At 76.4% G+C, this 14601-nt stretch carries 14 protein-coding genes; 3 read left to right on the top strand and 11 right to left on the bottom strand.

Going from position 1 to position 14601, the window contains the following annotated elements; genetic code table 11:
* Window positions 1-1077 carry a bifunctional diaminohydroxyphosphoribosylaminopyrimidine deaminase/5-amino-6-(5-phosphoribosylamino)uracil reductase RibD gene (gene ribD, locus ABC795_RS08140; RefSeq protein WP_347060486.1) on the bottom strand — a complete coding sequence of 359 codons (1077 nt, stop codon included), beginning with the start codon at window positions 1075-1077 and terminating at the stop codon, window positions 1-3.
* Entirely contained in the window at window positions 1074-1745 is a 672-nt protein-coding gene (rpe, locus tag ABC795_RS08135) for a ribulose-phosphate 3-epimerase (RefSeq protein WP_347060484.1), read from the bottom strand. The genes ribD and rpe overlap by 4 nt, the downstream gene beginning before the upstream one ends.
* 109 nt (window positions 1746-1854) lie before the next feature.
* Here rpe and ABC795_RS08130 point away from each other — a divergent pair, with 109 nt between their 5' ends.
* From ABC795_RS08130 to ABC795_RS08120, 3 genes are all read left to right on the top strand, one after another.
* Window positions 1855-2484 (top strand): universal stress protein, encoded by a 630-nt coding sequence (locus tag ABC795_RS08130; protein WP_347060482.1) that lies wholly within the window; start codon window positions 1855-1857, stop codon window positions 2482-2484.
* Window positions 2485-2603: 119 nt separating this feature from the next.
* A complete protein-coding gene (locus ABC795_RS08125; protein WP_347060481.1) occupies window positions 2604-2747 on the top strand; it encodes a hypothetical protein in 144 nt (47 codons plus the stop codon).
* A 58-nt stretch (window positions 2748-2805) separates the two neighbouring features.
* A complete protein-coding gene (locus ABC795_RS08120) occupies window positions 2806-4680 on the top strand; it encodes a DUF222 domain-containing protein (protein ID WP_347060480.1) in 1875 nt (624 codons plus the stop codon).
* Between the two features lie 507 nt (window positions 4681-5187).
* Here ABC795_RS08120 and ABC795_RS08115 read toward each other — a convergent pair.
* The 9 genes from ABC795_RS08115 to mihF form a co-directional block, all read right to left on the bottom strand.
* Complete coding sequence (locus tag ABC795_RS08115) at window positions 5188-6510, bottom strand: transcription antitermination factor NusB (RefSeq protein ID WP_347060479.1); 1323 nt, start codon at window positions 6508-6510, stop codon at window positions 5188-5190.
* Between the two features lie 59 nt (window positions 6511-6569).
* Window positions 6570-7550, bottom strand: a complete 981-nt coding sequence (gene fmt / locus ABC795_RS08110; RefSeq protein ID WP_347060478.1) for a methionyl-tRNA formyltransferase — start codon at window positions 7548-7550, stop codon at window positions 6570-6572.
* A complete protein-coding gene (gene def, locus ABC795_RS08105; RefSeq protein WP_347060477.1) occupies window positions 7499-8032 on the bottom strand; it encodes a peptide deformylase in 534 nt (177 codons plus the stop codon). The genes fmt and def overlap by 52 nt, the downstream gene beginning before the upstream one ends.
* A gap of 280 nt (window positions 8033-8312) precedes the next feature.
* Entirely contained in the window at window positions 8313-10274 is a 1962-nt protein-coding gene (locus ABC795_RS08100) for a primosomal protein N' (protein ID WP_347060476.1), read from the bottom strand.
* A gap of 106 nt (window positions 10275-10380) precedes the next feature.
* Window positions 10381-11577, bottom strand: a complete 1197-nt coding sequence (metK, locus tag ABC795_RS08095) for a methionine adenosyltransferase (RefSeq protein WP_347060475.1) — start codon at window positions 11575-11577, stop codon at window positions 10381-10383.
* Window positions 11578-11718: 141 nt separating this feature from the next.
* On the bottom strand, window positions 11719-12945 hold the full coding sequence (coaBC, locus tag ABC795_RS08090) for a bifunctional phosphopantothenoylcysteine decarboxylase/phosphopantothenate--cysteine ligase CoaBC (protein ID WP_347060474.1): 1227 nt from the start codon (window positions 12943-12945) through the stop codon (window positions 11719-11721).
* Between the two features lie 151 nt (window positions 12946-13096).
* The gene (gene rpoZ / locus ABC795_RS08085; RefSeq protein WP_014376157.1) at window positions 13097-13360 is read right to left on the bottom strand and encodes a DNA-directed RNA polymerase subunit omega; all 264 of its coding nucleotides are present in this window, start codon (window positions 13358-13360) and stop codon (window positions 13097-13099) included.
* 62 nt (window positions 13361-13422) lie between these two features.
* Window positions 13423-14022, bottom strand: coding sequence for a guanylate kinase (gene gmk / locus ABC795_RS08080; RefSeq protein ID WP_347060473.1), 600 nt, complete (start codon window positions 14020-14022; stop codon window positions 13423-13425).
* Between the two features lie 42 nt (window positions 14023-14064).
* Entirely contained in the window at window positions 14065-14421 is a 357-nt protein-coding gene (mihF, locus tag ABC795_RS08075; protein WP_347060472.1) for an integration host factor, actinobacterial type, read from the bottom strand.
* Window positions 14422-14601 lie beyond the last annotated feature (180 nt).

Raw genomic sequence — 14601 nt, 5'->3', positions numbered from 1 at the left:
TCAGCTCCCTCCGTCCGTGCCGTCCCCGCTGGTGCGGGACACCCCACCAGTGTGCCGGGTGGGGTGCAACCGGATCCGCACGTCCCCGCCCAGGAGGGTGAACTCGGCGATCGAGAAGGACAGCGCCGAGCCGATCCCGCTGATTCCCAGGTCGCCCACCAGCGAGGCGCCGGCCCCCAGCAGCTTCGGCGCGAGGTGCACGACGGCCTCGTCGACCAGCCCGGCACGCAGGAACGCCGCGGCGAGCGTGGGCCCGCCCTCGAGCAGCACCCGGCGGACGTCGCGGGCGAACAGCTCGGCCAGCAGCTCCGCCGGGTCCGCGGCCCGGCTCACGTGGGTCGGGGCAGCGTCGTCCAGCACCCGGGCGGTCGCCGGCAGCCGGTCCCGCCGGTCGACGACGACGCGCAGCGGCTGCCGCGCGGTGTCCCGGCCGTCGGCGTCACGGACGGTGAGCTGCGGGTCGTCGGTCAGCGCGGTCCCGGACCCGACCACGACGGCGTCGCAGCCGCCTCGCAGCCGGTGCACCTCGGCCCGGGCCTCGGAGCCGGTGATCCAGCGGCTGCTCCCGTCGGCGGCGGCGACCCGCCCGTCCAGGGTCGCGGCGACCTTCCAGATCACGTACGGGCGCTGCTCCCGGACACCGGTCAGCCAGCCGGCCAACGCTCCGCGCTCGGCCGCGTCCTGCTCGACGCCGAGGACGACGTCGACCCCGGCCGCGCGCAGGCGCTCCGCCCCCCCACCGGCCAGCTCGGTCGGCTCGGGCACGGCGACGACGACCCGGGCGATCCCGGCGCCGAGCAGCGCGTCGGCGCACGGCCCGGTCCGCCCGGTGTGCGCGCACGGCTCCAGCGTGACGACGGCGGTGCCGCCCCGGGCCCGCTCGCCGGCCCGCGCCAGCGCGGCGACCTCGGCATGCGGACCGCCGGGCGGGGCGGTCGCCCCCTCCCCCGCCGCGCTGCCGTCGGCGGCCAGGACCACGGCGCCCACCGCGGGGTTGGGGCTCGTCGTGCCGAGGACCGACGCGCCGAGGTCCCGAGCCCGGGTCATCGCCCGCAGCTCGACCGGGGAGACGCTCACCCGGGCATCGCCGCGGCGGCCTGCGCGCGCAGGGCGGCGATCGCCGCCGCCGGGTCGTCGGCGCCGTAGACGGCCGATCCGGCGACGAACATGTCGACGCCGGCCTCCGCCGCCCGCTCGATGGTGTCGGGGTTGATGCCGCCGTCGATCTCCACGAGCAGGGTCAGCTCACCGGCGTCGACGAGCTCACGGGCCCGCCGCACCTTGGGCAGCACGTCGGCGATGAAGGACTGGCCGCCGAACCCGGGCTCGACGCTCATGACCAGGAGGGTGTCGAAGTCGGCCAGCACGTCCAGGTAGTCCTCGAGCGGCGTCCCCGGCTTGATCGCCAGGCCGGCCAGCGCCCCGGCGGCGCGCATGTCCCGGGCCACCGCACGCGGATCGGTGCAGGCCTCGGCGTGCACGGTCACGTTGCGGGCGCCGGCCGCGGCGTACGCCGGCGCCCACCGCTCGGGGTTCTCGATCATGAGGTGGCAGTCCAGCGGCACCGGGCTGACCCGCTGGATCGCCTCGACGACGGGAAGGCCGAGGGTGAGGTTCGGTACGAAGTGCGCGTCCATCACGTCGACGTGCAGCCAGTCGGCGTCGGCCACGCGCGCCACCTCGTCGGAGATGCGGGCGAAGTCCGCGGACAGCAGGCTGGGCGCGATCAACGGTTGCCGGGACACGTCCGCCGAGTCTAGGTGCGCAGGTCGGCAGAACCGGACCCGACCGCCGGGCGTCAGGCCTGCGGGGCGCGACCGCCGTCGACCCCCGCGAGCACGGGAGGAGACACCCATGCCGACACCCGCCCTGGTCGCCTTCGTCATCGTCCTCTGGGTGGCGATCGGCTGGAGCGCCGCCCTCTTCCTCGGCCGCCGGGGCCACCGCGATCCGCAGTGGTACTTCCTCGGCGCCGTCCTGGGCCCGTTCTTCGTGTCGATGGCCGTCGAACGGGGCCGGCGCGAGCACCGGGTCGTCGAGCGCACGCCCCGAGCCGACGGAACCCCACCGCCGGCCGGCGAGGCGGTCACGGCCGTGGTGGGCGTCGACGGGTCCGCCGAGTCCGACCGCGCCCTGAGGGATGCCGCCGCGCTGCTCACCGGTGCGGGCACCCGCGTGGTGCTGGTCATGGTCATCGACCCCGACGTCGTCGAGTTCGCCGACGACACCGAACGGGACCGGTGCCGCGCGCTGCTGACCGACCGGGCGAGCTGGTTCTCCGGGGCCTCGCCGGTGGTGGCGCTCGTGAGCGGGCAACCCGCCGGGGCGCTGCTCGACGTCGCCGAGCAGGAGGGCGCCGACGTCCTCGTCGTGGGCCGCCGCGGCCGGGGCGTGTCGCACCGGGTGCTGGGCAGCGTCGCCGAGCACGTCACCCACCACGCCCGTGTGCCGGTACTGCTCGCCGGGCCCGCGGAGCACACCTGATCCCGTTGCGGCTCCGCCTCCTGGTCGTCGGCGGGGTCGTGGCCCTCCTCGTCTGGTGGCGCCGCCGCGTCACGCGGGCACGTCGGTGGCTCGCCCACCCACCCGGACCGCCTCGCGAGGTGGCACTGCCCGGCCGGGTGGAGCGCCGGGTCACCCGGCCCAGCACGGCGCTCCCGGCGATGACCGCCTCGCTGGTGATCGGACTGCCGGCCGGACTGGTGGTCGGACTGCTGGCCGAGCTGGTGGCCGGGCTGACGGGCTGAGCCGGGGGCGCGCACGCGGGGCGGAGAAGTGTCGGACCCCGCCGGTAGCGTCGCTCATGTGTTCGAAGGCGGCAGGTTCGGGGTCGGCCTGACGGTCGACGTCCTGGACGTGCCGTCGTGGCCGGCGGAGCTGGTGCCGGCCGGGGCCGTGGCCCGCCCGACCCGCCTGGGTGAGGCGATGCCGGTCGCGGCCCGCACCGACGCCGAGATCGCGCTGGAGCTGCAGCGGATCCAGCAGGCGGAGTCGGCGCTGGCCGCGTACCGCGCCGAGCTGATCTGCGAGCTGGCGGCCCGCCGGCCGGACACCACGGACCGGCAGCTCGGGAAGCCGGGGGCTGCGTCGCCGGACTGGCTGCCGGGCCCGGGGAACCCACCGTCAGCGGGGGTGAGCGAGTTCTTCGCCGACGAGCTGGCGATGGTGCTGAACTGCTCGCGAGCCGAGGCGACCACGCAGGCGGAGCTGTCGACGACGCTGGTCGAGCACCTGCCCGCCACCTGGGCCGCGCTGGCCGACAGCGCGCTGGGATGGCCGCGAGCGCGGGCGGTTGCCGCTGAGCTGTCCGGGCCGGTGCGGGAGCTGGCGCCGCAGGTGATCGCGGCGGTGGAGGCCGCGGTGCTGCCCGGCGCCCGGGAGCTGCCGGTGACCCGGGTGCGGGCCGCGGTGCGCCGGGAACTGCTGCGCCACGACGCCGCGGCCGCCGAGCGGCGGCGCAGGCAGGCGGAGCGCTGCGCCGACGTCGTGGTGCACCCGGCGCCCGATGGGATGGCCGAGTTGTCGGTGTTCCTGCCGCAGCCGATGGCCGCGGCGATCCGAGAGACCGTCGACCGCTACGGGCGGATGGCGAAGGAGGATGGGGATTCCCGCCCCATCGGGCAGTTGCGGGTGTCTGCGCTGGGTGACCTGGTGCTGCGCCCCTGGGACACCAGCCGGCCACCGGTGACCGCGCACCTGGACGTGCTCGCCCCGGTCGGCGCCCTGTTCGCCGCAGCCGCCGGCCACGACACCTGCCCGGTCGGCCACCAGCTCCCCCACCACGCCGATGCCGCGCCGGTGGCCGGGGACCCGTCGGTGTCCGGCGGCCCGGCCTCCGCCGCGTCCTGCCGCCAGGTCGCGCCGGCGGAGGTCGAGGGGCAGCCGATCACCGCCGCCCAGCTGCGCGCGCTCCTCGAAGGGCTTGACGCGCTGTGCCCCGGCGGTCTGCAGGCGCCCACCGGCGGCAGCCTGGGCATCTCGCTGCTGGACCCGGCCACCGGCGCCCTCCGTGCCACGGCCACCCGCGGCGAGCTGGCCCGGTCGGTGCGCCGCGGCTGCCCGGCCCACCCCGGCGCCGACTGCGCGTGCCCGGTCCTCGGCCCGCCGGCACCGTCCCACCGCTACCGGCCCTCAGCCGTTCAGCACCGCTTCACCAGGAGCCGCGACCGCGGGTGCCGCCACCCCGGCTGCGGCAACCGCCCCGGCTGGGCCGACCTGGACCACGTGCTGCCCCACGCCGACGGCGGGGCCACCGCCTGCGAGAACCTGTGCTGTCTGTGCCGGCGCCACCACCGACTCAAGACGTTCGCTCCCGGCTGGCGTTTCGCCATGACGCCCGACGGCATCCTGAGGGTCACCACACCGAGCGGCGTCACGCGCAAGACCCGCCCACCCGACATGGCCGCCACCACTCCCGACGGCGCCACCCGCAGCACCCGCAGCACCCGCCCACCCGACATGCCCGCCACCACTCCCGACGGCGCCACCCGCAGCACCCGCCCACCCGACATGCCCGCCACCACTCCCGACGGCGCCACCCGCAGCACCCGCCCACCCGACATGGCCGCGACCGGTCCGCCGCCTTCCGGGCCACCACTACCGGCTCGGCCCCCCGGCCGCTCTCCTGTGGACCACTCACCCCCGCCGGCCACGGAGGACGGCGATTCGGCCCGGTTCTGAGACCCGCGCGCGGGAGCCGACGTCCCGTCGGCACGTGCCGTGGCCGTCGGCACGCGTGGGGTGCTCGCGTGGGGTGCCACGGGCGGGACGGACGTTCCACTCCGACCAGGAGGAATCCCCGGCCGACGAACCGGGCTGCCCGGGCAACGACCACGCCTGGGCCAGCCAGCGGGGCGCGAACTGGCCCATCGCCCGCTCGACCGGGCTGACGACCAGCCGATCGACGACCCACCACGACACTCGGCCCCGACGTCCCCGTCTTGGTCGGCGGATCGAGGTCGTCGCGGTCCTGTCCACGGTCATGTGCGCCGGCGGCCATCCCCAGGCGTTCCCGTAGACGGACCACAGCCGCTCGCGGGACCCTATGACGGCCGGGGTAGTCGATCGCGGCGTCCGTGGTGCCCCTCGGGCGCAGGTGCCTCCCGCTGTGCAGGTCCATGCGCACCGGGTGGGCGAGGCCGTCGGGCAGCCGGCAGATCATCCGCGGCCGCAGGATGGCGGGGCGGATCAGCCGGTGCGGCGGAGCAATGCCATGAACATCGCGTCGGTTCCGTGCCGGTGCGGCCACAGCTGCCCGTGGTCACCACGGCCGATCCCCGGTACCTCGGGGAACAGCGGGGCCACCGGAAGGACCTCGACGTCGTCGCGCGCGGCCACGGCGTCGACCACTGCGACCGTCTCGGCGGTGTGCGGCGAGCAGGTCACGTAGGCGACCACCCCGCCGATCCGCACCGAGCGCAGGGCACTGTCCAGCAGCGCCGTCTGGAGCTCCGCCAGGGGTGCGACGTCCTCGGCCGTGCGGCGCCAGCGCACCTCGGGACGGCGGCGCAGCGCCCCCAGCCCGGTGCACGGCGCGTCCAGCAGCACCCGGTCGAACGACCCCGGCGCCCACGGCGGCTGGGTGCCGTCGGCGGCCAGCACCTCGACGTCGTCCTCGTCGCGCAACGCCTGGGCGACCAGCTCCGCCCGGTGCGGAGCCCGGTCGGCCGCGGTCAGCCGCACCCCGTCGGGCCGGGTGACCGCGAGCAGCCCGGCCTTGCCGCCGGGCCCCGCGCACATGTCCAGCCACGCGCTCTCCGGCCCCTCCAACGGCGCCCGGGCCAGCAGCAGGGCCGCGAGCTGGCTGCCCTCGTCCTGCACGGCCGCGCGGCCGGAACGCACCGACGCCAGCCGGCCGGGATCTCCCCCGCCCAGGCGCACGGCGAAGGGCGACCAGGGCCCCGGCTGCCCGCCCGACTCCTCCACGAGGGCCTCGCGCTCCATGCGCCGGGCGACCAGGTGCACCTCCGGCGCGACGTCGTCAGCCAGCAGCGCGGACTCGAGCTCGGCGTCGTCGCCGAGCGCGTCCCGCCAGGCGTCGACGATCCACCCCGGGTGGTCGGTGGCCAGCGCCAGCAGCTCGTCGCCCTCGGCGCCGAGCGCGGCCAGCCAGGCGGCCCGGTCACCGCCGGCGGCAACCTTGCGCAGCACTGCGTTGACCAAGCCGGACGCGCCGGGACCGACGATCGCCCGGGTGAGGTCGACGGTGGTGTCCACGGCCGCGTGCGAGGGCACCCGGAGGTCGATGATCTGGTACGCCCCGAGCCGCAGCAGGTCGAGCACCCGCGGGTCCAGCTCCGCCAGCGGCCGCGACACCAGCCCGGTCAGGACGGCGTCGAGCGTGCCCTGCGCCCGCAGGGCGCCGTAGGCCAGCTGGGTGGTGAACCCGGCGTCCCGCTCGTCGAGCTGCCGCTCCCGCAGGAGCTGCGGCAGCAGCAGGTTGGCGAACGCCTCGCGGGAGGAGACGGCGTCCAGGACGTCGTAGGCGGTGAGCCGCGCGCCGTCGAGCACCGGCCGCCGGGTCGCCGGGTGACGGCGCCGGCCCGGACCGCCCTTCCGAGGCGGGCGGGTCACTCGCCGCCCAGCCGCTCGCCCGGGGCGGGCCGGGCACCGCGGGCCCAGTCCGCGGCCGGCAGCATCCGCTTGCCCGCGGGCTGAACCTGGTCCAGCAGGACCGGGCCGTTGCCCGTGCCCACGAGGACGCGCCCGGCGTCGGCCAGCAGCTCTCCCGGGGCCAGCGGCGGCCCGTCCGGCACCGGTCCGACGGGGCCCAGCCGCATCCGCTCGCCCCGCCAGGTGGTCCACGCGCCGGGCGCCGGCGTCACGCCCCGGACCCGCCGGTCGACGACGTGCGCGGGCAGCGCCCAGTCCACCCGGGCGTCGGCGGTCTCGACCTTGGGCGCCAGGCTGACGCCGTCCACCGGCTGCGGCCGGGGCTCGAGCGCGCCGGCGGCGATGCCGTCCAGCGTGGCCACGAGCAGCCCGGCGCCGCTGACCGCCAGCCGGTCGAGGAGATCCCCGGCGGTGTCCCGGGGGCCGATGGCCTCGGTGAGGGTGCCGTACACCGGGCCGGTGTCGAGGCCGGCCTCCAGGAGGAACGTCGAGGCGCCGGTCAGCTCGTCGCCGGCCATGATCGCGTGCTGCACCGGTGCGGCGCCCCGCCAGGCCGGGAGCAGCGAGAAGTGCAGGTTGACCCAGCCGTGCCGCGGCAGGTCGAGGGCCGCCTGCGGCACCAGCGCGCCGTAGGCGACCACCGGCGCGCAGTCGACCGCGAGACCGGCCAGCTGCTCGAGGAACTCCGGCTCGCGGGGCGAGCGCGGCTGCAGGACGGGGATGCCGGCGTCGTCGGCGCGCTCGGCCACCGGGGAGCGGCTCACCTTCCGGCCGCGCCCGGAGCGGGCGTCCGGGCGGGTCAGCACGGCGACGACCTCGTGGTCGGAGGCGAGCAGCGCGTCGAGGGACGGGACGGCGGGCGCCGGCGTGCCGGCGAACAGGAGCTTCAGTGCGGGCTCACCTTCACGACGGGGAGGTAGCTGCCGTAGCCGGCCCACTCGGCGGCCTGGATCTCGGCGAGCGCGGCGACGCGGTCGGCCTCGGCGAGCCGGTCGACAAAGAGGACGCCGTCGAGGTGGTCGGTCTCGTGCTGGATGGCGCGGGCGAGCAGCTCGGAGCCCTCGACGCGCACCGGGTCGCCGTGCACGTTCCAGCCGGAGGCGACCACATGGAGGTGCCGGCGGCAGTCGTAGCGCAGGTCGGGGATGGACAGGCAGCCCTCCGGGCCGTCCTGCACCTCCTCGCCGACCGCGGCGACGTCCGGGTTGACCAGGTGGCCGACCTCACCGTCGACGTACCAGGTGAACACCCGCAGGCCGACGCCGATCTGGGGGGCCGCGAGCCCGGCGCCCCCGGCCGCCTGCATGGTCTCGGTCAGGTCGGTGACGAGCTGCCGGAGCTCCTCGTCGAAGTCGACGACCGGCGCCGCGGGCCGGTGCAGCACCGGGTCGCCGTACAGCCGGATGGGGGTGACGCTCACCCGACGATCGTATGCGGCCCCCGTGCAGGGTCCCGCGGCGAGCGTGCGAGCGGTGGGTGCAGCCGAGCACCACGCCCCGCACGCCGCGCGCCGCGCGCCGGTCGACCGCGTCGCGGCAGGCCCGCCGCGACTCCTCGCGCACGAGCCCACGCACGAGCTCCTCCTGGATGACCCGGTGCACGAGGTCGCGGTCCGCCTCCCCGGGGACCAGGACCTCCAGGCCGGCGACCGCCAGCCGCCCACCCATCACCCGCTTGACCAATCTGTCCGGGCAGTACGGCTAGACGAGCGTGAGCGGATCCAGCTGCACCCGCACGTGGTCGGGCACCTTGCGCGCGCTGCGCACTCCCTGCACCTCTGCCAGGGCGTGCGCCAGCGCCGCGCCCTGGGTGCGCGGCACCCGCACCAGGTAGCGCTCCCGGTCCCCCTCCTGCCCCGGACGGGGCGGCTCCGGGACCGGGCCCAGCAGATCGGCGTCGGACGGCAGCCGCGCGGCGGCCAGGAACTCGCCCAGCGCCGCCGGCGACCCCACGAGCGACGCCATGCGGGTCACCGGCGGGAAGCCGAGCTCCCGGCGGTCGGCCAGCTCCCGCTCGGCCAGCCAGCCGGGATCCCACCGCACCAGCGCCTGGACGACGGGATGGCCGGCGTCGGCGGCCACGACCACCTGGCCCCCGGCCGATGCCGGGCGCACCAGGGAGGCGGCGTTGATCCACCGCCGCAGCGTCTCCTCGCCGGCCCGCAGGTCGGCCCGGCCGAGCAGTGCCCACGAGTCCAGCAGCAGCGCGGCGCCGTACCCGCCCTCGGCCACCGGTTCGGCCCCGGGGGTCGCCACGACCAGCGCCGGGCCGGCCGGCACCGTGGCGAGCACCCCGGAGGTGCTGCCGGAGGTTCGGACGGTCGTGCCGGGGAAGGCCCGCGCGAGCTCCTCGGCCGTGCGCGACTCCCCCACCACCGCGGCCCGCAGCTTGGTCCCGTGGCAGTGCGGGCAGTCGAAGGTGGCGGCCGGGCGGGCACACCACCGGCAGGCCGGGATACGGGTGCCGCCCGGACCCGGCCGCGGGGAGATGCCGAGCGGACCGGCGCAGGACGCGCACCGGGCCGGGGCCCGGCAGCGGGCGCACGACAGGGACGGGACGTAGCCGCGCCGGGGCACCTGCACGAGCACGGGGGCACCGGCCGCGAGCGCCCTGCGTGCCGTCTCGTAGGCCAGCGAGGGCAGCCGGGCGGTGCGGGCCGCGGGGTCGCGGGCCAGCTCGAAGTCGTCCCCCAGCGCCTGCACCCGGGGCGCCGCCGAGCGCAGCACCCCGCGGTCTGCCACCAGCTCGTGCGCCCAGCCGGACTCCACCAGCAGCGCGGCCTCCGCGGTCCGCGACGTGCCGGCGACGACCGCGGCGCAGGAGTCCAGCCAGGCCCGCTGGACGAGCACGTCGCGCGCGTGCGGATAGGGCGCGCGCTCGTCGGAGTGCAGGTCGTCGCCGTCGTCCCAGACGACGACCAGGCCGAGGTCCCGGACGGGCGCGAACATCGCCGCCCGCGTGCCCAGCACCACCTGCGCGGCGCCCCGGGAAGCCGCGAGGAACCGGCGGTAGCGCACCTCCGGCGAGTCGTCGGCGCGCAGCACGGTGAACGAGTGCCGCGGCAGCACCCGCTCCGCCGCCGCCGTCAGCCGATCCAGGTCCTTGCCGTCGGGCACGACGACCAGAGCCCCGCGCCGGCCCGACAGCGCCGCGCGGCAGAGCTCGACCAGCCGGGTGGGCCAGTCCTCCCCCGGCAGCGCCGTCCAGACGGCGCGCGCCGGACGCCCCTCGGCCAGCGCGCCGAGCAGAGCCGGGCCGGCCGGGTAGCGGGCGAACCCGGCCGGGTCCGGCGGCCCGGGCAGCTCCTCCGGCGTCGGCGTGGGCCGCTTCTCGGCGGCGCCCCGGCGCGGGGGCAGCGCCAGCCGCAGCACGTCGCTCGCGGTGCCCGCGTACCGGTCGGCGACGGCGCGCACCAGCCGGGCCACCTGCGGGGTGAGCACCGGCTCACCGGAGGGCACGTGCGACAGCGGCTGCAGCGCGCCGGCGAACTCGGTGCTGTCGGCCAGCTCCCACACCACGCCGTCGACCAGCCGGCCGCGGAAGCGGACCCGCACCCGGCAGCCGGGCTGCACCGTGTCGGCGAACTTCTCCGGAACGGCGTAGTCGAACGGCCGGTCCAGGTGTGCCAGCGGGACGTCGACGACGACCCGGGCCACCTGCACCCGACCAGTCTCCCCACTCACACCGACAGTTCCGCGCCCCTCCGGTGGCCCGCTCGCGAGGCCCGGGGGCGAGCCGGCGAGTCGTGGGGGGCGAGGAGGTCCTTCGTCAGACCCCCACGGCCGAGCGCAGCGCCTCGACGCGGTCCAGCCGCTCCCACGGCAGGTCCAGGTCGGCGCGGCCGAAGTGGCCGTAGGCGGCGGTGGGCCCGTAGATGGGCCGCAGCAGGTCCAGGTCGCGCACGATGGCGCCGGGCCGGAGGTCGAACACCGAGGTGATCGCCTTCTCCAGCACCTCGTCGGCGACCGTGCCCGTTCCGCGGGTGTCGACGAACAGGCCGACCGGGTGAGCGGCGCCGATCGCGTAGGCGACCTGCACCTCGCAGCGGCGGGCCAGCCCGGCGGCGACGACGTTCTTGGCCACCCAGCGCATCGCGTAGGCACCGGAGCGGTCGACCTTCGACGGGTCCTTGCCCGAGAAGGCGCCGCCGCCGTGGCGGGCCATGCCGCCGTAGGTGTCGACGATGATCTTGCGGCCGGTCAGCCCGGCGTCGCCCATCGGGCCGCCGATGACGAACTTCCCGGTGGGGTTCACCAGGAGCCGGTGACCGGTGGTGGGCAGGCCGAGGGCGGCCAGCTCGGGCTCGACGACGAGCTCCTCGATGTCGGGGGTCAGCAGCGTCTCGATCGAGATGTCCTCGGCGTGCTGCGAGGAGACGACGACGGTGTCGACCGCGACCGGCCGGTCGTCCTCGTAGACCACGGTGGCCTGGGTCTTGCCGTCGGGACGCAGATAGGGCACCGACCCGTCCTTGCGGACCGCGGAGAGGCGACGGGACAGCCGGTGGGCCAGCGCGATGGGCAGCGGCATCAGCTCAGGGGTCTCGTCGGTGGCGTAGCCGAACATCAGGCCCTGGTCGCCGGCGCCCTGGCGCTCGATCTCGTCGTCGGCGGTGCCACCGGTGCGCGCCTCGTAGCCGGTGTCGACGCCCTGGGCGATGTCGGGCGACTGCGCTCCGATGGAGACGCTGACCCCGCAGGACGCGCCGTCGAAGCCCTTGCGGGAGGAGTCGTAGCCGATCCGCAGGACCGTCTCGCGGACGATGGCCGGGATGTCGACGTAGCCGGCGGTGGTGACCTCGCCCGCGATGTGGACCTGACCGGTGGTGATGAGGGTCTCGACGGCGACGCGGCTGCGCGGGTCCTGGGCCAGCATCGCGTCGAGGATCGAGTCGCTGATCTGGTCGGCGATCTTGTCCGGGTGGCCCTCGGTCACCGACTCGGACGTGAAGAGGCGGCGTGGCACTCGGTACTCCCTGGGGACGGCGGGCGGGTGGCGGCAGAGCGATGGCGGGCTGCTGGGTGTGGAGCTCGATCGACGATCCGGTGCGTGGCACCGGGAGGGAACGTTACCGGCGCGCTCCGACGGTGGGCACGACGGCGTAGGTCACGGCCGGGGACGGGGCTCCAGCCGGCCGGCCACGGCGGTCCAGATCCCGGCGGCGACGGCGTCCTTGCTCCCCCGCGGCACCTCGGTCGTCGGACCGTCGGCCGCGAGCACCACGACGGCGTTCTCCGCCCGGCCGAAGACCTGGCCGGCCGAGACGTCGTTGACCACGAGGAGGTCGCAGCCCTTGCGGGCGAGCTTCGCGCGCGCGTGGGCGAGCACGTCGCCGTCGTCGTCACCGGTCTCGGCGGCGAAGCCGACGACGAGCCGGCCCGGCGGGCGCCTGGCGACCAGCTCGGCCAGGACGTCGGGGTTGCGGACCAGCTCGATGGCGCTCGGCTCGCTGGCTGCGCCCTTCTTCAGCTTGGTGGTGGCGACGCTGAGCGGCCGGAAGTCGGCGACCGCGGCGCTCATGACCACGACGTCGGCGTCATCCGACTCCGCGAGCACCGCGGCGCGCAGCTCCTCGGCCGTCCCGACCGGCACGACCCGGACGCCGAAGGGCGCGGGCAGCTCGACGTTGGCCGCCACCAGCACGACCTCGGCGCCGCGGGCGGCGGCGACCCGGGCGAGGGCCCAGCCCTGCTTGCCCGACGAGCGGTTGCCCAGGTACCGGACCGGGTCCAGCGGCTCGCGGGTCCCGCCGGCGCTGATGACCACCCGGCGGCCGGCGAGGTCCTGCGGCAACGCGGAGGCACCGCCGTCGAGCACGACGGCGGCCAGCGCGGCGACATCGGCGGGCTCGGGCAGCCGGCCGGGGCCGGAGTCCGGCCCGGTCAGCCGGCCGACGGCGGGCGGCAGGACGACCGCGCCGCGGCGGCGGAGCGTGGCCACGTTGTCCTGGGTGGCGGGATGGAGCCACATCTCGGTGTGCATGGCGGGGACGAAGACCACCGGGCAGTGGGCGGTGAGCAGCGTCGCGGTGAGCAGGTCGTCGGCCCGGCCTGCGGCGGCGCGCGCGAGCAGGTCGGCGGTGGCGGGGGCGACGACGACGAGGTCGGCGGTCTGGCCGATCCGCACGTGCGCGACCTCGGGGACGTCGGACCAGACGTCGGTGGTGACCGGGTTGCCCGACAGCGCCTCGAACGTGGCGGCGCCCACGAAGTGCAGCGCGCCCGGGGTGGGGACGACGCGGACGTCGTGCCCGGCCTCGGTGAGGGCCCGCAGCAGCAGCGCGGCCTTGTAGGCGGCGACGCCGCCGCTGACGCCCAGCACGATCCGGCTCATGCGCTCATCCTCCCCCAGACGCGAGGGCGCCCCCGGCGGGTGCCGGGGGCGTCGTCACTCCAACGGGCGGCGACGTCGAACGCCGCCAGCCGTGGCCCCGTCCGGAGGCTCGCCCCGAGCGTGCGAGGGGTGAGAGGGACGGGGTCCTTCTTCAGTTCTCGCCGGCGGTGTGCGCCAGGAGGCCCTCGTTGATCTCGCGCAGCGCGATCGACAGCGGCTTCTCCTGCGGCGCGGTGTCGACCAGCGGGCCGACGTACTCCAGCAGGCCCTCGGAGAGCTGGCTGTAGTAGGCGTTGATCTGGCGCGCGCGCTTGGCGGCGAAGATCACCAGGCCGTACTTGCTGCTGGTGCGCTCGAGCAGCTCGTCGATCGGCGGGTTGGTGATGCCCTCGGGGGCGGGTGCGACTCCGGACACGGGTGGACGGGTCTCCTCGATCGTTCGGCGGGAGTGGCGCGCGGGCCGGCGGACCGGGGCGCTCACTCGTGGGCGCTGCCACCCGGGCTGAGGCTGGGCGACGGCGCAGTCAGCAAGCCTACCAACTCGTCGGCGGCGCGGGACACGTCGTCGTTGACGACCACCCGGTCGAACTCCCCGGAGGCGTCGAGCTCGGCCTGGGCGATGGCCAGCCGTCGCTCCTGCACGGCGGCCGGCTCGGACCCGCGACCGGCCAGCCGGCTGACCAGCTCGGCCCACGACGGCGGCGCCAGGAACACCAGTTGGGCCTCCGGCGCCCGGGCCCGGACCTGCCGGGCCCCCTGCAGCTCGATCTCCAGCAGCGCCGGCCGGCCGGTGGCCAGCTGGGCGTGGACCGGGGCGATCGGGGTCCCGTAGCGGTTGCCCGCGTACTCGGCCCACTCCAGCAGCCCGTCGGTGGCCACCAGCCGGTCGAACTCCGCGTCGTCGACGAAGTGGTAGTGCACGCCGTCGACCTCACCCGGCCGGGGACGACGAGTGGTGGCCGACACCGACACCCACACGTCGGGGTGCCGCCGCCGGACCTCGGCGACCACGGTGCCCTTGCCGACCCCGGAGGGTCCCGAGAGCACGGTCAGCCGTGCCGGTGTCGCTGCAGCCACTCGTCGTCCTCACCCGCGTTCGTCGGCGGCGCCGGCGGCTCCTCAGACGGAGCCGTCGGCAGGAACCTGCTCGGCGACGACCTCCTCGCCGCCGAACTCCGATTCCAGCGCCCGCCGCTGGTTGGCGCCCAGCCCCCGCACGCGTCGCGTCGGGGAGATCTCCAGGCGCTCCATGATCTTCGCAGCCCGCGCCTTGCCGACACCCGGCAGGGATTCGAGGACCGCGGAGACGCGCATCTTGCCGATGATCTCGTCGGTCTCGCCCTGCTTGAGGACGTCGCCGACCGTGGCGCCCTTGCTCTTGAGTCGCTCGCGCAGTTCGGCACGTGCCTTGCGAGCTGCGGCCGCCTTCTCCAGGGCGGCCGCCCGCTGTTCCGGGGACAGGTCAGGCAGGGGCATGGTGCAACCCAATCGTGTCGTCGCCGGCCGTGCGCCGGCCGGCCGTCGTTCGGTTCGTCGAGACGTGGTGCGCCTCCGCTCCGAGCCTCACGGTCCGGGTAGTTCCCGGCAAATCCGCTGGTCACGCACGCTGTCGGGGATCACCGGGGCGGTGGGGCGGCCCCGGGTCGCACGCTCGCC

Source organism: Blastococcus sp. HT6-30 (assembly GCF_039729015.1).
In the GTDB taxonomy this organism is placed as follows: Bacteria; Actinomycetota; Actinomycetes; order Mycobacteriales; family Geodermatophilaceae; genus Blastococcus.
The sequence above is the reverse complement of the archived record's forward strand: the minus strand, read 5'-3'. Positions and strand labels throughout refer to the sequence as shown.